This window comes from Idiomarina seosinensis, from assembly GCF_003987275.1.
GTDB classification, from domain to species: Bacteria; Pseudomonadota; Gammaproteobacteria; order Enterobacterales; family Alteromonadaceae; genus Idiomarina; species Idiomarina seosinensis.
Genome location: NZ_PIQF01000001.1, coordinates 442,000 through 459,913 on the forward strand (window position 1 = coordinate 442,000; position 17,914 = coordinate 459,913).

At 47.9% G+C, this 17,914-nt stretch carries 19 protein-coding genes; 12 read left to right on the forward strand and 7 right to left on the reverse strand.

What is annotated here, in order from left to right; translation table 11 throughout:
- Nucleotides 1–2 precede the first annotated feature (2 nt).
- The 9 genes from CWI81_RS02055 to rlmM all read left to right on the forward strand — a co-directional run bounded on the left by CWI81_RS02055 (nucleotide 3) and on the right by rlmM (nucleotide 7,529).
- Nucleotides 3–1,160, forward strand: a complete 1,158-nt coding sequence (locus CWI81_RS02055; protein ID WP_126783571.1) for an acyl-CoA dehydrogenase family protein — start codon at nucleotides 3–5, stop codon at nucleotides 1,158–1,160.
- 9 nt (nucleotides 1,161–1,169) lie between these two features.
- Nucleotides 1,170–2,303 carry an enoyl-CoA hydratase/isomerase family protein gene (locus tag CWI81_RS02060; RefSeq protein WP_126783572.1) on the forward strand — a complete coding sequence of 378 codons (1,134 nt, stop codon included), beginning with the start codon at nucleotides 1,170–1,172 and terminating at the stop codon, nucleotides 2,301–2,303.
- 27 nt (nucleotides 2,304–2,330) lie between these two features.
- Complete coding sequence (gene mmsB / locus CWI81_RS02065; RefSeq protein ID WP_126783573.1) at nucleotides 2,331–3,227, forward strand: 3-hydroxyisobutyrate dehydrogenase; 897 nt, start codon at nucleotides 2,331–2,333, stop codon at nucleotides 3,225–3,227.
- A 12-nt stretch (nucleotides 3,228–3,239) separates the two neighbouring features.
- Nucleotides 3,240–4,004, forward strand: coding sequence for an SDR family oxidoreductase (locus tag CWI81_RS02070; RefSeq protein WP_126783574.1), 765 nt, complete (start codon nucleotides 3,240–3,242; stop codon nucleotides 4,002–4,004).
- Between the two features lie 88 nt (nucleotides 4,005–4,092).
- Nucleotides 4,093–4,548, forward strand: coding sequence for a hypothetical protein (locus CWI81_RS02075; protein ID WP_126783575.1), 456 nt, complete (start codon nucleotides 4,093–4,095; stop codon nucleotides 4,546–4,548).
- Between the two features lie 2 nt (nucleotides 4,549–4,550).
- Nucleotides 4,551–5,450 carry a transcriptional regulator GcvA gene (locus tag CWI81_RS02080; RefSeq protein WP_126783576.1) on the forward strand — a complete coding sequence of 300 codons (900 nt, stop codon included), beginning with the start codon at nucleotides 4,551–4,553 and terminating at the stop codon, nucleotides 5,448–5,450.
- Entirely contained in the window at nucleotides 5,447–6,058 is a 612-nt protein-coding gene (locus CWI81_RS02085) for an alpha/beta family hydrolase (protein ID WP_241970317.1), read from the forward strand. The genes CWI81_RS02080 and CWI81_RS02085 overlap by 4 nt, the downstream gene beginning before the upstream one ends.
- Nucleotides 6,055–6,435 carry a DUF423 domain-containing protein gene (locus CWI81_RS02090; RefSeq protein WP_126783577.1) on the forward strand — a complete coding sequence of 127 codons (381 nt, stop codon included), beginning with the start codon at nucleotides 6,055–6,057 and terminating at the stop codon, nucleotides 6,433–6,435. Before CWI81_RS02085 ends, CWI81_RS02090 begins: the two co-directional genes overlap by 4 nt.
- A complete protein-coding gene (rlmM, locus tag CWI81_RS02095) occupies nucleotides 6,435–7,529 on the forward strand; it encodes a 23S rRNA (cytidine(2498)-2'-O)-methyltransferase RlmM (RefSeq protein WP_126783578.1) in 1,095 nt (364 codons plus the stop codon). The genes CWI81_RS02090 and rlmM overlap by 1 nt, the downstream gene beginning before the upstream one ends.
- 5 nt (nucleotides 7,530–7,534) lie before the next feature.
- On the opposite strand, the gene CWI81_RS02100 is transcribed toward rlmM, so the two are convergent.
- From CWI81_RS02100 to CWI81_RS02125, 6 genes are all read right to left on the reverse strand, one after another.
- Nucleotides 7,535–7,867, reverse strand: a complete 333-nt coding sequence (locus CWI81_RS02100) for an SMR family transporter (RefSeq protein ID WP_126783579.1) — start codon at nucleotides 7,865–7,867, stop codon at nucleotides 7,535–7,537.
- Between the two features lie 7 nt (nucleotides 7,868–7,874).
- Nucleotides 7,875–8,879: an isocitrate dehydrogenase gene (locus tag CWI81_RS02105; RefSeq protein WP_126783580.1), complete on the reverse strand. Its 1,005-nt coding sequence runs from the start codon at nucleotides 8,877–8,879 to the stop codon at nucleotides 7,875–7,877.
- A gap of 129 nt (nucleotides 8,880–9,008) precedes the next feature.
- Nucleotides 9,009–10,550 carry a hypothetical protein gene (locus CWI81_RS02110; protein WP_126783581.1) on the reverse strand — a complete coding sequence of 514 codons (1,542 nt, stop codon included), beginning with the start codon at nucleotides 10,548–10,550 and terminating at the stop codon, nucleotides 9,009–9,011.
- Nucleotides 10,547–10,921, reverse strand: coding sequence for a DUF3192 domain-containing protein (locus CWI81_RS02115; protein WP_126783582.1), 375 nt, complete (start codon nucleotides 10,919–10,921; stop codon nucleotides 10,547–10,549). Before CWI81_RS02115 ends, CWI81_RS02110 begins: the two co-directional genes overlap by 4 nt.
- 14 nt (nucleotides 10,922–10,935) lie before the next feature.
- A complete protein-coding gene (gene ppnN, locus CWI81_RS02120) occupies nucleotides 10,936–12,291 on the reverse strand; it encodes a nucleotide 5'-monophosphate nucleosidase PpnN (RefSeq protein ID WP_126783583.1) in 1,356 nt (451 codons plus the stop codon).
- A gap of 42 nt (nucleotides 12,292–12,333) precedes the next feature.
- On the reverse strand, nucleotides 12,334–13,896 hold the full coding sequence (locus CWI81_RS02125) for a sensor domain-containing diguanylate cyclase (protein WP_126783584.1): 1,563 nt from the start codon (nucleotides 13,894–13,896) through the stop codon (nucleotides 12,334–12,336).
- 304 nt (nucleotides 13,897–14,200) lie between these two features.
- Here CWI81_RS02125 and CWI81_RS02130 point away from each other — a divergent pair, with 304 nt between their 5' ends.
- Nucleotides 14,201–15,949, forward strand: coding sequence for a M61 family metallopeptidase (locus CWI81_RS02130; RefSeq protein WP_241970363.1), 1,749 nt, complete (start codon nucleotides 14,201–14,203; stop codon nucleotides 15,947–15,949).
- A gap of 6 nt (nucleotides 15,950–15,955) precedes the next feature.
- Here CWI81_RS02130 and queF read toward each other — a convergent pair whose 3' ends face one another.
- Entirely contained in the window at nucleotides 15,956–16,792 is an 837-nt protein-coding gene (gene queF / locus CWI81_RS02135; protein ID WP_126783585.1) for an NADPH-dependent 7-cyano-7-deazaguanine reductase QueF, read from the reverse strand.
- 59 nt (nucleotides 16,793–16,851) lie between these two features.
- Here queF and syd point away from each other — a divergent pair, with 59 nt between their 5' ends.
- Nucleotides 16,852–17,400 carry a SecY-interacting protein gene (syd, locus tag CWI81_RS02140; RefSeq protein ID WP_126783586.1) on the forward strand — a complete coding sequence of 183 codons (549 nt, stop codon included), beginning with the start codon at nucleotides 16,852–16,854 and terminating at the stop codon, nucleotides 17,398–17,400.
- A 119-nt stretch (nucleotides 17,401–17,519) separates the two neighbouring features.
- Nucleotides 17,520–17,897, forward strand: a complete 378-nt coding sequence (locus CWI81_RS02145) for a DUF3192 domain-containing protein (RefSeq protein WP_126783587.1) — start codon at nucleotides 17,520–17,522, stop codon at nucleotides 17,895–17,897.
- Nucleotides 17,898–17,914: the final 17 nt, after the last annotated feature.

Consider the following 17,914-nt stretch of genomic DNA (forward strand, 5'->3'; position numbering starts at 1 on the left):
CCATGAACTTTGAATTATCAGAAGACCAACAAGCCTTTGTCGACACGGCTAAAGCCTTTGCTGATAAAGAGTTAGCCCCTAACGCGGCGAAGTGGGACGAAGAACATCATTTTCCCATCGAGGTGTTCCGCAAAGCCGGTGAAATGGGCTTTATGGGGATGTACACCCCGGAAGAAGCGGGCGGCTTTGGCATGAGCCGTCTTGATTCTGCGTTAATATTTGAGCAACTGGCGGGTGGCTGTACAGCCACCACCGCAATGATGACTATTCACAATATGGTCAGCTGGATGATTGGCTCATTTGGTCAGCAGTCGGTTATAGATCAGTGGGTGCCAGAACTGGTTACCGGCGAAAAGTTAGGTTCATACTGTTTGACCGAACCAGGTTCAGGCTCGGATGCGGCAAGCCTCCGTACTACCGCTAAAAAAGACGGTGACGAGTACGTGCTGAACGGCTCTAAGATGTTTATCTCAGGCGCTGGTGAAACCGACGTGCTGGTGGTTATGGCACGTACCGGTGAAGACGGTCCGAAAGGCATCTCAGCCTTTGTAGTACCAGCTGATGCTAAGGGTATTAGTTACGGCAAAGCCGAAGATAAGATGGGCTGGAATGCACAGCCAACCCGACTGGTTACTTTTGAAGATGTCCGTATCCCTGCTGAAAACCTGTTAGGTAAAGAAGGCGAAGGTTTTAAATTTGCCATGATGGGCTTAGACGGTGGTCGTATCAATATCGCGGTTTGTTCGGTAGGTACTGCGCAGGCAGCACTGAATACCGCTGCGGCTTACATGCAGGAACGTACTCAGTTTGGTAAACCGTTAGCGGCTTTTCAGGCGCTACAGTTTAAACTGGCTGACATGGTGACTGAACTAGTTGCTGCGCGGCAAATGGTGCGTCTGGCGGCGTCTAAAGTCGATAATAACGATGCAGACAAGACAACCTATTGTGCGATGGCAAAACAGTTCGCTACCGATGTTGGTTTTAAAGTGTGTAACGACGCTTTGCAATTACACGGTGGTTACGGCTACATCAAAGAGTACCCGCTGGAGCGTCATGTGCGCGATGTGCGGGTGCACCAGATCCTCGAAGGAACCAACGAGGTGATGCGATTGATTATTGGTCGTCGCATCTTGTCTGACCTTGACCGCGAAATTTTGTAAGGAGCTTCCATGCAAGACGTGGTGTTAATCGAAGAAATCAACGCCGGTGACAAAGTCATCGGCGTTGCTACTTTAAATTCAGAGAAATCATTAAATGCTCTGAGCCTGGCGATGGCTGAAAAACTGTTGCCACAGTTGCAGCAGTGGGCCAATGACGACCGGGTGGTTTGCGTCTGGTTACAAGGCGCTGGTGAAAAAGCGTTTTGTGCCGGTGGCGACATCGTTGCCATGTACAAAGCCATGCAGGCTGAACCGGGTAAACTGGTATCGGAAGTGGAAAACTTCTTTACCCAGGAATACCAGCTGGACTACGCCATTCAGACCTTCCCTAAACCGCTTATTTGCTGGGCTGACGGTATTGTCATGGGTGGCGGTATGGGCCTAATGAACGGTGCCAGTCACCGCGTGGCAACGGACCGTTCATTGCTGGCAATGCCAGAAGTAACCATTGGTTTGTATCCAGATGTTGGAGCGACTTATTTCTTGAATCGTATGCCAGAAGGCTGTGGTTTATTCCTCGGTATGACCGGCGCGACTATGAACGCGAACGATGCCTTGTTCCTGAATTTAGCCGACCATTATCTGGGACATCAGCATAAACAGGACTTACTGGAAAACTTGCAGCAGCTGGAGTGGGGCAACACCGGTGCCTTAAACAAGGAAAAGGTCACTGATCTATTGAATCAGATGGCGGCTGACGATATCACCGCCATGCCTGCTCCTCAGGTCGAGCCGATGCATGCTCATATTAAATCATTAACAAGCGGCAATGATTGTGCAGATATCGTTGAGAACATTGTGGCTGACGACACCGACGATAAATGGCTGAGTAAAGCACGTAAGAACCTGGCTAATGGGTGTCCAATGACCGCGCATATCGTCTGGAACCAGTTGCAGCAAGGCCGCGACTTATCATTACCTGATTGCTTCCGGCTGGAGTTAACATTGTCGTGTAATTGTGCAGTACGTGGTGATTTTGCCGAGGGTATTCGGGCGTTGTTAATTGATAAAGATAAGCAACCAAAATGGCAACACAGCTCGGCCGCCGAAGTATCAGCTGAAGATGTCGATGCCTTTTTCATACCGCCGTGGGGTGATCGGACTCATCCGTTAGCGGATCTTGAAAATGTCTTAAATAAATAGCAGCGGACAATAAGAAGGAGTGCCAAAATGGCAACCGTAGGTTTTATAGGTCTAGGAAACATGGGCGGCCCAATGGCAGCCAACCTGGCAAAAGCAGGGCACCAGGTAAAAGTATTTGATTTATCACAGGATGCTGTAAAAACGCTAGTTGAGGCTGGTGCAACAGCAGCAGATAGCGCCGCTGAAGTGATTAAAGGCGTTGATTTTGTGGTCTCGATGTTGCCTGCTGACCATCACGTCGAAGGTTTGTACCTAGGCGATAACGGACTGGTTAATCAATTACAGTCAAACCAGCTGGTTATCGATTGTAGTACCATCTCCTCGGAAGCGGCTATGTATGTCGGCGGCGAACTTGAAAAGGCCGGTATTGGCTTTATCGACGCACCGGTATCAGGCGGTGTTGGCGGTGCTAAAGCAGGCACTCTGACCTTTATTTGTGGCGGCACCGAAGAAAACGTCGACCGGGCACGCACTGTGCTGAATGACATGGGCAAAAACGTGTTCCGCGCGGGCGACGTTGGTGCCGGTCAAATTGCCAAGATATGTAATAACATGCTGTTGTCCGTATTAATGGTCGGTACTTCTGAAGCATTGCAGCTTGGTAAAGCAAATGGTCTGGATCCAAAGGTATTATCAGAGATTATGTTACAAAGCTCTGGGCGTAACTGGACATTAGAAGTCTATAATCCGTGCCCGGACGTTATGGAGGGCGTGCCGTCCAGCAACGATTACCAGGGTGGTTTTATGGTCGATCTGATGGCCAAGGATCTGGGGCTAGCGCAGCAAACTGCGCTGAAAGCGGGCGCTACCACGCCAATGGGCTCATTAACCCGCAACCTTTATCACAGCTGGGCACAGCAAGGAAATGGTCGTAAAGACTTCTCCAGTATTTTTAATTATGTGCAACCAGTGACTAAGAAGTAACAGAGGCAAATTATGCAAGTTAAAGACAGTGTTATAGTAATAACAGGTGGTGCGCAGGGGCTTGGTCTGGCTATGGCTGAGGACTTTGCTAAGCAGGGTGCTAAATTAGCTCTGATCGATATTAACGGCGATGTGCTGGGCGAAGCTCAGGAGCACTGCGAAAAGTTAGGTGCTGCCAAAGTTGTCGGATACGAAGTTGATATCACCGACGAAGAATCGGTAGAAACGGTATTTGAACACATCCATCAGGAATTTGATGGTATCGACGTATTGGTCAATAACGCGGGCTTATTGCGCGATGGCTTATTGATTAAATATAAAGACGGCGAGCTGAAGCAAAAAATGCCATTACAGCAATTCCAGTCAGTGCTGGATGTCAACCTGACCGGTACTTTTTTATGCGGTCGTGAAGCAGCTGCGCAAATGGTTAAGGCGGGCAAAAAAGGCCTTATCATTAATATTTCCAGTGTTGCCCGCGCCGGTAACATGGGCCAGACTAACTACGCTGCGACCAAAGCCGGTGTGGTTGCAATGACAGTTACCTGGGCCCGTGAACTGGGTCGCTACGGAATTCGTTGTGGCGCTATTGCACCAGGCTTTATTGAAACGCCAATGACCGCACAAATGAAACCAGAAGCAGTTGATCGCGCCTTATCAATGGTGCCGTTGAAGCGCTGGGGTCAGCCGAATGAAATCGCACACAGTGCGCGCTATATTATCGAGAATGACTTCTTTAGTGGCCGTGTCGTCGAGATTGATGGCGGTGTTCGACTGTAACCAATTTCAGTCTTAACAAAATGGTCTTTAACAAGGCGTCTCTGTTATAGTTGTTGTATTATAAACGACTTAACAGAGGCGCTTTTTTATGCGGATGCGCTACCGCGGAATCATTCGATTAGTCCCCGTTTGTGCCATTTGGCTGGCGCTGGCCGTTATCGCACTGGCTATCATTGAAACACCCGCCGAGCCACTTGCTATTGCAGTTAGCTCTATTATTTGTCTGCTTGTGCTACTGCTGGCGTTTCGTTTGAGTACCGAAATATTTTTTAAAGCGATTAAACTGAATAAGCAGCGCATTGAGTTTACTCAGTCTTTGACAAAACCGTGCAGCTATTCGTGGTCGCAACTTGAAACCGTTAACTTTTTAAACCGTTGGCAAGCATTTGAACTTAAGTTTGAGGACGGCCGTCGGGTTAAAGTCTCATTGATGATGGACAACTTAAAATCATTTCTGCAGCTATTATCCGAACAATTACCAAGAGATAAGTATATTGATGCGATTAATCAATTTGCCGGAAGCTACGGAGGCAAAGACGATTAACCATGCGTAAACTGCCTCCACTGAATGCCCTTAAGTCGTTTGAAGTTGCGGCTCGTCATCTCAGCTTTACTAAAGCAGCCGAGGAATTGTTTGTTACCCAAGCTGCGGTCAGTCATCAGGTAAAAGCGCTTGAGGACTTTTTGCAGTTAAAACTGTTTATTCGCCGTAACCGTTCGTTATTGTTGACCGAAGAGGGACAAGCTTACTACCTGCAGCTGCGGGATATTTTTGAGCAGTTAGCACAAGCTACGGATAAATTGAGGTTGGTGTCAGAACGGGGCGCATTAACCGTATCCGTGCCACCCAGCTTTGCAATTCTCTGGTTTGTGCCACGCTTAAGCAGTTTTCGTGAAGAGCACCCCGATATGGATATCCGTATAAAAGCAGTGGACGAAATAAGCGGCTCTCTCACCGATGACGTCGATGTAGCTATCTATTATGGCGACGGACGCTGGCCCCACGTTAAAAGCTATCGTTTACACAAAGAGTATTTATGGCCGGTCTGTTCACCGCTATTAATTAACAAAGCGGGTATTGAAAAACCTGAAGATCTTTTACGGCAGCCGTTATTGCACGACGAAACTCGTAATGCCTGGAAAGACTGGTTTTCCCTAGTGGGCATTAATCAATACAAAGGTGATAACGGGCCGGTGTTCAGTCATTCGAGCTTGGCGCTCCAGGCGGCGGTGCATGGACAGGGCATTGCCTTGGCCAATAACGTATTAGCAAAACCAGAAATCGATAGTGGTCATCTGGTACGAGTATTTCCGCAGGCGTTGCAACGAAATAAAGCGTTTTATTTAGTTTGCCGTGACAATCAGGCGGAAGTCGGTAAAATCGCGACCTTTCGGCAATGGTTATTGGCGATGGTCGATAAAGAAGAACGAGAGTTTAGCGAATGATAGGTTATCAGCAGCAGCATACTGACGGAGATTTTCGAGTCGTTTTTCTGCATGGCTCGGGCGGTGGCCCGGATACGTCATTTATGGATTTCTTTACTGAGCAGATGATTGCGTTCGGCGCAGAAGTTGTGCGGCCGGACTTCCCGTATTGGGAGAAGGTTCGGGAAACGGGTAAAACCCGGCCGCCGAATAAAATGCCGGTATTAGTGGACGCCATTGATGAACTGCTCGCCATGCTGCAGCAAGATGGCAAACCATTGGTCTTAATGGGTAAGTCCTTAGGTAGTCGGGTAATGCTGAGACTGGCGGATAAGCATCAGGCCAGCAAGTTAATTGCCCTAGGGTTTCCGTTTTACCCTCCGCAAAAGCCGGAAAACTCGCGACTTCAGGAATTAGCAATGACTTCGGTATCGGGGTTAATTTTGCAGGGTACCCGCGATCCTTTTAGCAAGCCGCTACAGGCTGCTAAGGTTGAGTTACCGAACAATTGGCAATTACAGTGGCTGGATGGTGCTGATCACAGCTTTGCCGCAACCAAAGCCAAAGCTGCTAATACTGCTGGATTATGGCGACAGGCAGCAAACGCGATTAAGGAGTTTATGCAATGAGTCAGCTGTTTCTGATTATTGCCGCTGTGTTGGGCGGCTCTGCCGTGATGCTCGGCGCATTTGCCGCACACGGCCTTAAATCGCGGCTAAGTGATACGCTTTTAAGCGCTTTTGAGACCGGTGTCAGTTATCAGTTCTATCACGCACTGGCATTATTTATTCTGGCATTGTGGCTAAAACAAAGCCATTCAGTGTGGCTGATTGCCAGTGGTTATTTATGGCTTGCGGGCGTCATATTATTTTCCGGCAGTTTATACGCTTTGGCACTAACCGGAGTAAAGTGGTTTGGGCCGATCACGCCGTTGGGCGGACTATTATTTATTGTCGGTTGGATCAGTTTGTTAGTGGGTGCGATTAAATTAGGAGCAGTGAGTTAATGAGTGGCAGTAATACCGGTATTATCCTGTTATGCCGAGCAGGTTTCGAAGGCGATTGTGCTGCAGAAATTCAGGATAAAACAGCACAGTTAGGCGTTTTTGGTTATTGCCAGACGCAGCCGGATCAAGGCTACGTGACTTACCATTGTCAGCTGGAAGAGGCTGATCATATTGCCCGCAAACTGGAACTTAAAGAGCTGGTTTTTGCACGTGAAATGCTGGTGCAGCTCGGCGCAGTTAAGTTGGCCGGGGTTGAAGACCGCGCTAAAGAAGTTATTGCTGCACTAAAGCCGCATCAGGAAAGCTTCGGCCTGGCTGGCGAATTGCGAGTCGAAACGCCGGATACCAACGAAGCGAACCAGCTGTCTAAGTTCTGCCGCAAGTTCAGCGTGCCGCTGCGTCAGGCGTTAAGAAAGGAAGAGCTGTTAAGCCATAAGCCATTAGCAAAACGGCCACTGTTGCATGTACTGTTTGTTAATTCTGCTCACGCGTTGGTGGGTTATTCCTATAGCTATAATCAAACGCCTCATCACGGCGGTATTGTGCGACTGCGGATGCCAAAAGATGCGCCCAGCCGTTCGACCTTAAAATTAGACGAGGCTTTTCAGGTGTTTGTGCCGGAGCACGAGCAGGAAAAACGTATCCATGCCGGTATGAAAGCCGTTGATTTAGGAGCTGCTCCCGGTGGCTGGACTTATCAGTTGGTCAGGCGCGGCATGATGGTACAGGCGGTGGACAACGGGCCCATGGCTGAATCGCTAATGGAGACTGGTCAGGTTCAGCATATTCAGGAAGACGGTTTTAAGTTTCGGCCAAAACGGCGCAATATCAACTGGCTGGTGTGCGATATGGTCGAGAAGCCAGCGCGGGTTGGTGAGTTGATGACCGACTGGTTGCTCGATGGACATTGTCAGGAGGCGATCTTCAACTTAAAACTGCCAATGCGACAGCGTTATGCGGCGGTTAAAGAATATCTGGAGCAGATTAAGGATCAGCTACAAACCGAGGGCACTAAGCCCTTTGAAATCCAGGCTAAGCACCTGTATCACGACCGCGAAGAAATCACCGTACATTTACGTTGGGTACCGCGGTAAGAGGCTTAGTGTAGACTGCTTTTGGAAAAGATATTAATCACTAGTACGCCAGCAACGATCAAGCCCATACCGACGATGCTGGCTACATCTAACTTTTGGTTATAGACAATCCAGCCAATTAATGTAATCAGAACAATGCCAAGACCAGCCCAAATTGCGTAAGCTATCCCTACCGGAATAGCTTTTAACGTCAATGACAAAAAATAAAAAGCCACACTGTAGCTGATTATAACCAGTAAGCTGGGCCACAGCTTGGTAAACCCAGCACTGGATTTGAGTGCGGTTGTGCCGGCCACTTCGGCAAAAATTGCGATAAAAAGAAATAGCCAGTTTTTCATAGGGCGCTTATAAACGCTCAATAACAGCCTGAGTGAAGTCAGTGGTTCCGTGGCTACCGCCTAAATCACGGGTAGTACGATCACCAGACTCGATAACGTCGGCCAGAGCTTTGGTAATTTTTTCCGCCTTTTCTGGTAAGCCTAAGTATTCCAGCATTTGAATGGAAGCCAGAATGACTGAGCTTGGGTTGGCCAGATTTTTACCGGCGATGTCCGGTGCTGAGCCATGTACGGCTTCAAAGATTGCACAGTCTTTACCTATGTTCGCGCCCGGAGCCATGCCTAAACCGCCGACTAAGCCCGCACAAAGGTCAGAAAGAATGTCGCCGAATAAGTTGGTGGTTACAATCACATCGAAGTCTTCCGGGTTCATCACCAGCCGCATGCAAGCTGCATCGACGATCATTTCTGCTGATTCAATGTCCGGGTATTCTTCCGCAACTTCCCGGGCAACCTTTAAGAACAAGCCAGAGGTTGATTTAAGAATGTTCGCCTTATGTACCGCGGTTACCTTTTTACGACCTTCGCGTTGTGCTAGCTCGTATGCGAAACGAACGATGCGTTCTGCACCTTCACGGGTAATCTTACTGACAGCTTCTGCCTCAGAGCCGTCATCCGAGACTTTTTGACCTAAACCGGAGTACATCCCCTCAGTATTTTCACGTACGGTAATAATATCAACGTTATCGTAGCGAGCCTGGGTGCCTTTAAAAGATTTAACCGGACGCAAGTTGGCGTACAAGCCGAAATGCTGACGCAGGCTCACGTTAATTGAGGTAAAGCCTTCGCCAACGGGTGTTGTCAGGGGCCCCTTAAGAGTCACTGCATTTTTTGCAATGGTGTCAAGGGTGGCCTGGGGCAGTAACTCGCCGGTTTTCTCTAACGCAGTTAGTCCGGCATCAACATAGTCGTACTCGAAATCACAACCGGCTTTTTCTAATATTTCCAGAGCTGACTTGACAATATCCGGGCCAATGCCGTCGCCGGGGATGACTGTAATTTTAGTACTCATAAACCTTTCCTTTTACCGTGTTGTTACAACTGTTAAACAGAGGGGGAGGGTGTTTAGCCATTAGCTTTAGAGTTTAGCATCGAAGCGGTATACAGACTAGCTGACAAATATCATCAAGGCTTATTGCAGCTATTCATCCTGTAAATTAAACAGCTCGCTCAAAGGGCTAATTGAGTGACAGCGATAAATACTTTGTTGACGTAATCTCGAGTAAGTAGCGGGCTTAAGTTTGAGGCATTTAAGGCACGACTGCATGTGTTGGTGAACCGATTTGCTGAGCTTGATATCAGGCTGAAATGCCAACACAACTCCAATATTTGCCAAGCTCATAAGCGCCGGCAGCGGGTGACCTTGATATTGCTCGGGAGTCATTAGTGGAGCCAACTGGCGTTCAAGCTGCCAGCGTCTAATCAGTTGACGGCTTAACCGCTGATCCGTTGGTGCTTCATCGGTTGCGACCCAGCCTGCCTTGTCGGCATTGCGTAAAATCTCAAGTTGCGGCCAGTAACTGGCCCGCAGTACCTGTTGGTTTCTGAATAAATCAGCAGCCGTTAATAGGGTTAATAGCGAAGCAGGCACCGGCAGCCGGCTGCCGGTCTTTGTTGATAAACTTTGCAGTAGCTCGGTGAGTAACGACAGTCGTTGCATCAGTGATTGTTGTAATGGCACTCGCTGCTGCATAAATTGTTGTTGCAGGCTCGCCGTCGCTAATGTTGCCGATGCGCGGGTTCCGCCCAGCCATAGATAGATGTGTTTGAGATCCATGCGCTGCGGATTATTGGCTGCTATTATTTGTTGCCGTGCAGCCTGTCGTAAGCTATTGGCCAGCAACGGTTGCTGGCGGATGTGGCGGATGACGGGTGACAAGGCACCTTGACCAGCAGTGTAGCGCTTTACAGCGGTTAACAGGGCTTTGGGTGCTTTAAAGCTAATGCTGGGCAGTTGTTGATTCAAGCTGCGGTGATATTCAAGTTGCTGTAAGGCAGGTTGGCTCGGCATTTCTGACGGCGATGTTTGCCAGTATCCAAAGTCTCTGCAATCGACTTTTTCAACAGTGTTTAAGTCGCTGAGTAATAACAGTGCATGGTCATTATGGGTGCACAACAAATAGCCCTGTTTTTCAGTCGCTTTATGGGTCAATAAACAGCCGGTAGTCCAGTCAATCGGGGCGCGTACTTGTTCCGCAAAAAGCCAATAGCGGCTGCGCTGAGAGCCCGCTACCAATTGTTGTATGCCGAATTTTTCTGACTCAGGAGAAAGCTGGAAACGGGCAAGTTGTAGACACCATTCGGAAAAATAAAAACTGTCTCGGAGCGGTTTTTGTAGTCCAAAAGCAGCGCACCAGCTCGCTTGTGTCAGGCCTTTTTGTTGCCACCACTCCAGTTGATCGTGCAGTGCCCGAGTAACGCAAGCGGCCGCCATTACCCGCCGGAAATGAGTATGTAGGTGCAGGCGCAAGGCTAACTTGAGTGCATGCACAGCGCTCAAACAGGCGACACTAAAAGCAGAGTCCCGCTGGTCGTCGGCTGTTAACTGATGAATAAGCAGTTCAGGGTAGCGATGGCGACTGTATTCGTCATCCAGATGTTGGATCCATTGGTAAATAGCAGCAGGGGTAGGCCGATTAAAAGCCTCCCGGGCAGAGGCAATTAACTCAACGCAGCGGTTCATTCCAGTTCCTGATAATCTTCATAGGCATCACTGCCCCAGGCAATCAGTTGGTTGTCGTTAAATAGTAGCGGTGTACATTCGTCTTTGGTGGTAATGCCATCGGAGGTCACGTGGTGAGTGCGATAAAACAGCACCTGATGCGCACCGGTAGATGTTTCTTTAGCTTCGTTAATATCGGGTGAGCCAAGCATGCGAATAACATCGTCTTTGCTCATCCCAAATTCTAGCTGACCTATTTGTTTGGCATTGTAGGTTTCCCGTTCCTGCCATTTCATATCAGCCGGGTCGGCTTCGTACAAACTCAGTACTAAGCCGACAATCGCCAGATAAGATAAAATGCCCGTTATGAGCAGTAAGACAACTTTACGCATGCTTTTCTTTGCCGTTAGTCGGTAATGACTTTATAGCATGGATGATACACCGAACCTGGCAGTTTCATACGCCCTTGTTCGACGAATGCACGCAGTAACTCGTCCAAACGTTTCATCAGACTTTGTTCGCCATGTATGGTAAACACGCCATTTTTGCGAATTTGACGAATACCTTCATCTTTAACATTACCCGCAACAATAGCTGAGAAAGCACGACGTAAATCGGCGGCAAGTTTCTCTTTTGGCTGATCTGGATGCAGGTTTAGTGACGCCACATTTTCATGAGTCGGAATAAATGGACGCTGAAATTCTTCGTTGATTTTTAGTGTCCAGTTAAAGTAGTACGCATCACCCGAATCGCGGCGATATTGCTTAACCGTGGCCATACCCGCATGCATATGTTGTGCAACAGTGGCTGGGTCATCAATAATAATCCGATACAGGTCTCTGGCTTCAGCGCCAATAGTGGAGGCGATAAATTCATCAAGAGCTTCAAAATAAGCGCGTGATGATTCAGGCCCGGTTAAAATAACCGGCAGACTTTGTTGCTTATTATCCGGGTGCATTAAAATACCCAATAAATACAGCAATTCTTCTGCGGTCCCTGCACCACCGGGAAATATAACAATACCGTGCGCTGAGCGAACGAAAGCTTCTAACCGTTTTTCAATATCCGGCAGAATAACCAGTTCATTAACAATGGGGTTCGGGGGCTCTGCAGCAATAATACCGGGCTCGGTTAAACCCAGGTAACGACCACCGCTAATTCGCTGCTTGGCGTGACCAATGGTGGCTCCTTTCATTGGTCCTTTCATTGCGCCAGGACCACAACCAGTACAGATATTTAGACCACGCAAACCTAAATGATAGCCCACCTGCTTGGTGTACTTATATTCAATCTCGTTAATTGAATGACCACCCCAACAGACTACCATGCTGGGTTCTTCCATCGGTTTTAAGGTGCGAGCATTACGTAAAATATCGAATACAACGTGCGTCAGTGTCGACCCATCGGCTGCCTGCAGTTCTGCTTCAGAATAGCGTTCACCGGTAAATAAAATATCACGCAGTACTGATTCCAGTAATTCGCGTATACCCGCGATAACTTCGCCATCAACAAAAGCCTCTTCGGGCGGCTCAATAAGCTCCAGCTTAATACCGCGCTCTTTGCGGATAATATTAACCTGAAAGTCTTTGTAGGCATCATAGATATCGGCGCTGCTGTCGGTATGACTACCGGCATTTAGAACAGCCAGGCAGCAATTACGAAAAAGTTTATACAGATGGCTGTTGGAAGATTGCTTCAGTCGTTCAATTTCTAATTGTGATAGCAGGGACATGCTGCCCTGCGGGGAAATACTTGCTCTCATTCTTTTAATTTACTCCTGTTAACCAGCGTCCGGCCATTGCGCTTATTTATCTTCGTTGGCGCTAACTAATTGATCGCGGCCTCTTCGCTTGGCTTCATAAAGTGCCTTGTCGGCGGCTTCAAAGACAGTCACTACCGTGTCACTGTCTTGCTTAAATTGTGCAATACCAGCAGAGATAGTAATGCGAATATCATCATTTTTAAACTTAAAAGGAATATTACCAATTTTTTCGCGGGCAATTTCCAGTCGTTGTAACGCCTGCTCAAGTTCCGTTTGCGGGAAGATGATGACAAACTCTTCGCCGCCATAACGGCAAACAAAGTCAGATGACTTTACGGATTTACGCAACATACTGGCCAGTACCTGTAAGGTTTTGTCACCGGCAATATGGCCAAAGTTATCATTGATGCGTTTAAATAGGTCGATATCGGCAACAGCGATACACAGAGGTTCTTTATAACGTGCCCAGCGTTCAAATTCGACCTCCAGCCGTTCTTCAAAGGCAGCTCGATTCGGCAACTTAGTCAACGAATCTTGCAGGCTCTTAAACTTTTGTTCAGCCAGCTGGCGTTTGTATTGTTCAACTTGACGCTCTAAGTGTTGCAGGCGCACTGAAACGGTTTGATACTGAGTTTCAAAATTACGCCGCTCATCGTTCTCTAACGTAAATTTCTGCTCGAGCGCCTGATTAATTGAACTCATATGAGCGCTAACTTGCTCTTTTAACTCAGCCAGTTGAGTGGCTTTACTCACCGAATCATTAAGCTGCTGCATGTTCACCAGCAGTTGTTTGTTTAAGGCGCCGCTGCGCTGATCAAACTCGCCTTTCGACTTCAGAGTTTGTTGCAACGCTCCCTGTACCAACCCCAGTGTTTGGTTTAATTCAAGTAAAAAGCTTTGCGCCGACTGGCGCTCGTCGTTAATACTTTTAAATATTTCTTTAATCAGCTCCAGCACTAACTCAATAAATTGTTCTGCGCTAACCGGCTGAGCCAAGCGCGCCTTTATGCGCTGCACCAGCTGCCCGGTCGCGCCATCAAATTCTACTTGATTAAGCAAGTTAAGCAGTTGTTTACTGGGTACCGCTGAGTCTCTATGTTCCCCATTCTTGGGAGCTTGGGATAAACTTGCTGAGGGATCAGTAAGTAGCTCAAGAAAGCTTAACAAGATTGGAACGTAATGGCTCAAAGCGATACTGGGAGATTCCATTTGATCTTCAATCGCGTTCAGCTTTGTACGCAACTTAGGTGGTAAACTCTGTTGGCGCAAATAGGTTAGCGTAGCTCTCGTTTGCTCACTGGTTTGTTTAAGCTGACGCTGAATATTTAAGGTATGCTTTTGAATTAACGTTTGCGTGTCGTTGATGGTGGATTCTAGTACCGCCATGCTAGCATTACGTTGCAGTAGGCCCCGTAGCTTGACCAGCTTACTATCAAGTTCATGATCTACACCAGAACAGGCATGAGTTAATTTAACGACTAGCTCTGACAAGGTGTTGTAATCACGGTTGTACTGGTTTTCCAGTTGCTTGCGTGACTGAATACTTTGCTGCAGTCGCTGACTTAACTGCTTGATTTTTGCTTCTGCGGTGTTGGTGTTATTCAAAGCGAGACCTTACTTTTTACTGGGCCATTTACTGAGCCATTTACTAAATCATAGGAACTAGCGTAAATACTGCATAGTAAAGCTGAATTACACTTTCTATTGTACGTTTTCTAGTGTCCAAGAACCACCGCTGATTGTTTAATTATCATTAAACTATTGATCCATGGCGTTAAACGCATTGGCTCTAGTTGCGCCCAAAGTTATGATAGCCTTAAGCTCACAGTGTCATATAGAAAATAAAAAAACCAGAGGTTTGATCGTGTTAAAGAAAAGCTTATTGAGTGTTGCAGTTGCACTGGCAGCTATGCCAGCTGTTGCTGATGTGGACTACAAAATTGATTTAACCGAGCCGACGCACCACACCGGCGACGTTCAGATTACCTTCCCGGCGACCGATAAAGATTACCTGGATATAAAAATGCCGGCCTGGCGCACAGGCTATTATCGCATTTTAAATTTAGCCAATGGCGTTCGAGATTTTCAGGTAATGACGGAAGACGGCGATTCGCTGAACTGGCACAAACTGGATAAAAGCACCTGGCGGGTTGAACTGCCAGCTAACGCCAGAGCCGAAGATATTGTCGTCGAGTATCAGATTTATGCCGACTTATTGGGCCGCCGCGCACGCCATATTGATGACTCACATGCTTATTTAGACGCCTCAGCGGTATTTATGTATGCCGACGAGTACCGTCAGGAACCCGTCTCAGTGTCACTGGAGGTGCAGGATTCGTGGCGCAGTGTATCAGGCATGGATAGTACCGACGATCATCGCTTTGTGGCCGATAATTGGGATATCTTAGTCGATAGCCCGATCGAAACAGGCATCAACAAACTGTTCAAGTTCGAAGTGGATGATCGCGATTATGAAGTAGTGTTTTGGGGCGAGGGTAACTATGACGCTGAGCAAACCGTCGCTGACCTTAAAAAATTGGTCACTACCGGGCCTGAGATTTGGCAAGGCTACCCCTACCAACGCTATGTGTTTATGATCCACGCAACATCCGGGGCAGGGGGCGCGACCGAGCACCGCAACTCGACCATTATTCAGCGCCCTCGTTACAGCTATGGTAGCCGCGAAGACTATCTGTCGTTTATGTCGACCGCGTCGCATGAATTCGTGCATACGTGGAACGTTAAGGCCTACCGCCCGGCACCATTGGTTCCATACGACTATCAAAAAGAAAATTACACAGAGCTATTCTGGATTGCCGAAGGCTCCACCAGCTATTTCCAGGATCACTTGTTGCTAAAAGCCGATATCATGGAGCCTAATGAGTACTTTGAGCGACTGTCAAAAGACATCGAGAAATATTATCGCAAACCAGGCACTGACGTTATGTCGGTGGCGGAAGCATCGTTTGAAGCCTGGAGTGACCAATACGGTGATCGGGCTCAAAACTTCTCGGTGAATATTTATGCCGAAGGTGCGACGATCTCCTGGTTGCTGGATATGGCATTAATAGAAGCCACTGACGGTGAAGTCAGTTACCGCGATGTGCATAATGAGTTGTACCAGCGCTTTGATGCCGATGAAGTCGGCTTTGTCAGTGACGACGTACTGACCATTTTAGAGGACCTGACCGGCAAGTCCTGGCAGGACTGGTGGGCAACCAACGTTAAGGCACCGGTTGCCGATGTGCCATTTGCAGAAATGCTACAGACAGTCGGCCTGGAACTGACCTTTAAGTCAGACGATGAGCAACTGCCCTGGGTTGGCTGGAAAGGCTCTGAGTCCGCAGAGGGCGTTAAACTGACCAGGGTTGAGCGCAACAGTCCCGCCTGGAATGCTGGTTTTACCCCAGGCGATGTGATTGTTGCCTATGATGATCACCGCGCTGCCGGTGGGCGTTTTAAAGAAGCTATCAGCGAGTATCAGGTGGGTGACGAAGTTGAAGTGACTTTCTTCCGTCGCGACCAGTTGCAGCAAACAACGATAGTGATTGGTGAAGAGCAACATACCGGCGCTACTATCGTGCCTGTTAAAGAGCCAACGGCTAAACAACAAGCACGTTTTTTACAGTGGCTGAATATTCCTCACCCTAACGCTTAATAATAACTACTGACGCGCCAGTCGACCCGTGGCTGGCGCTTCTTCAAAGTTAGATCGAAACGGATTAATGTCCAGACCGCCGCGCCGCGTATAGCGCGCGTATACGCTTAACTTGTTAAAGCCCAGCTGCGATAGATCCTGAAAAATACGCTCCACGCACTGCTCATGAAATTCGTTGTGACGTCGGAAACTGACCAGATAACGCAGTAGTGATGCCCGATCCAGTTGCGGACCGAAACCGTGAATATAAACAGACCCCCAGTCAGGCTGGTTAGTGATTAGGCAGTTTGATTTCAATAGATGACTTTTTACCGACAGCTCGTGTGTTGCGCCGTCATCGTCGATACACAGCAACTGCGGGTCATAGTCATAGCTGTCAATAGTAATATCCTGTTGGTCAATCAGCTCGCCGGGTAAGTCATCTATCACCTCATTGCTGATGGCGGTTACCGGTTTTAGCGAAACCTCAACCGTAGCGCCTGCACACGCAGAAAGATCGGTTTGCATGCTGGCTGTGACCTCGGCCCAGTCCTCAAACCGACTCTCATTAAAGCTATTCAGATACAATTTAAAAGACTTAGACTCAATTAAATTAGGGCTGTCCGCGGGCACCGTAAAATAGCCAACGGCAACCTGCGGTAGTCCCTTTTTATTCAGCCATGAAATTTCGTAACCGGTCCAATAATCGAGCCCGTGAAAAGGCAACGGATTGTGCTGGCTAATTCCGATGGGCTCACGGTTCAGCGAGCGGGGGACAGCCATCAGTTGACTGGCATCGTATTGGGTCGGGTATTCGGTGGCTTGCCCGAGCTTGAGATGATCAAGCGAGTTGTTCTTTGGCATTAGTAGACTCCGCACGTACAATGCTTAATATTCTAAAGCGAATTAACAGTGAGTACCAGATGAGTGATGCATTGGATAGTTTAATGGCGCGCTACCAGGAACAGGTAGAGCCGTTGGTAACCGAGTACGTCGAAGAATGGCAGAGTCCTATTTATCAGCAGCCGATCGACGACGATAATGTGAATTGGTTGCCCTGTCGGCAACAGCCAGCGCTGGATTTTGAAGCGCTCGAGTCCGCTTTAGAAGTTAGCTTTCATTCGTCCGTAAAAACGTTTTACGGGCGCTGGTATGCGGGTGACTTAAAAGTAGAGTTTCGGCAGGATGATGAGCAACACCCAATTTCGCTGCTACAGGTACAAGGGCCAGAAGACGCTGAGCGACTATTACAAAACCTGACCGGGCATGTGTTAATGAAGCGAAAACTAAAGCAGCCCATAACGGTTTTTATTGGCCTTGCCGAAGAAGCCGACGACTTATTAATTTCGATTGATAATGACAGTGGGGAAATTGGGCTGGAGTGGATAGGCAAGACACAGCATCAGTGTTTGAGCAGTAATTTGGATGAGTTTTTACAGCAATGTTCGCCAATTAGTGGTGAAAATCACTAAAAGATGAGCCGTAGGATTGAACTTAAAAAAATATAAAAATCAATAAAATCAGTTATTTATAATTGTGGAATAGTAATTGCAATCTATCGCAGGAATTATCACAAAGGGAGAATAGAAGAATGAAGAAATTACCACTATTGGCTGCGGTTGTTGTTAGCTCATTGGCGCTGCAAGGGTGTGTTGTTGTTACTGAGTCAGGCTGGGAAAAAGGTGAGGCGCAGTATGACGGACATAAGCAAGAGCGAGAAAATCGTGACCAGATAGCGGCTTTACCTATGGAGTTATCAGTAACAGAGGTTAAACAACGCCTCGGAACGCCGGAATTTACTGATCGTTGGCAGCAAGAGCATGATTATCAAGTGCTGTATTACCGTACTCACCGTACTAAGGCCGACGGTATGACCACACGCGATGAATGCACGCCTTTGGTGTTTGTTAATGGCGAATTAACTGGAACTGGTGAATTGGCTCTCGACAGAGTCAAGAAATCTCGCTAGGTTAGAGAAAAACAATA

Bases quoted from the DNA above. Each gene is read 5' to 3' on its own strand.
- CWI81_RS02085 (WP_241970317.1), top strand. From the start codon at position 5,447: ATGATAGGTTATCAGCAGCAGCATACTGACGGAGATTTTCGAGTCGTT.
- CWI81_RS02070 (WP_126783574.1), top strand. From the start codon at position 3,240: ATGCAAGTTAAAGACAGTGTTATAGTAATAACAGGTGGTGCGCAGGGG.
- rlmM (WP_126783578.1), top strand. From the start codon at position 6,435: ATGAGTGGCAGTAATACCGGTATTATCCTGTTATGCCGAGCAGGTTTC.
- CWI81_RS02055 (WP_126783571.1), top strand. From the start codon at position 3: ATGAACTTTGAATTATCAGAAGACCAACAAGCCTTTGTCGACACGGCT.
- CWI81_RS02110 (WP_126783581.1), bottom strand. From the start codon at position 10,550: ATGAACCGCTGCGTTGAGTTAATTGCCTCTGCCCGGGAGGCTTTTAAT.
- CWI81_RS02130 (WP_241970363.1), top strand. From the start codon at position 14,201: ATGCCAGCTGTTGCTGATGTGGACTACAAAATTGATTTAACCGAGCCG.
- CWI81_RS02145 (WP_126783587.1), top strand. From the start codon at position 17,520: ATGAAGAAATTACCACTATTGGCTGCGGTTGTTGTTAGCTCATTGGCG.
- CWI81_RS02090 (WP_126783577.1), top strand. From the start codon at position 6,055: ATGAGTCAGCTGTTTCTGATTATTGCCGCTGTGTTGGGCGGCTCTGCC.
- CWI81_RS02060 (WP_126783572.1), top strand. From the start codon at position 1,170: ATGCAAGACGTGGTGTTAATCGAAGAAATCAACGCCGGTGACAAAGTC.
- CWI81_RS02080 (WP_126783576.1), top strand. From the start codon at position 4,551: ATGCGTAAACTGCCTCCACTGAATGCCCTTAAGTCGTTTGAAGTTGCG.
- ppnN (WP_126783583.1), bottom strand. From the start codon at position 12,291: ATGAGAGCAAGTATTTCCCCGCAGGGCAGCATGTCCCTGCTATCACAA.
- queF (WP_126783585.1), bottom strand. From the start codon at position 16,792: ATGCCAAAGAACAACTCGCTTGATCATCTCAAGCTCGGGCAAGCCACC.
- mmsB (WP_126783573.1), top strand. From the start codon at position 2,331: ATGGCAACCGTAGGTTTTATAGGTCTAGGAAACATGGGCGGCCCAATG.
- CWI81_RS02105 (WP_126783580.1), bottom strand. From the start codon at position 8,879: ATGAGTACTAAAATTACAGTCATCCCCGGCGACGGCATTGGCCCGGAT.
- CWI81_RS02115 (WP_126783582.1), bottom strand. From the start codon at position 10,921: ATGCGTAAAGTTGTCTTACTGCTCATAACGGGCATTTTATCTTATCTG.
- syd (WP_126783586.1), top strand. From the start codon at position 16,852: ATGAGTGATGCATTGGATAGTTTAATGGCGCGCTACCAGGAACAGGTA.
- CWI81_RS02075 (WP_126783575.1), top strand. From the start codon at position 4,093: ATGCGGATGCGCTACCGCGGAATCATTCGATTAGTCCCCGTTTGTGCC.
- CWI81_RS02100 (WP_126783579.1), bottom strand. From the start codon at position 7,867: ATGAAAAACTGGCTATTTCTTTTTATCGCAATTTTTGCCGAAGTGGCC.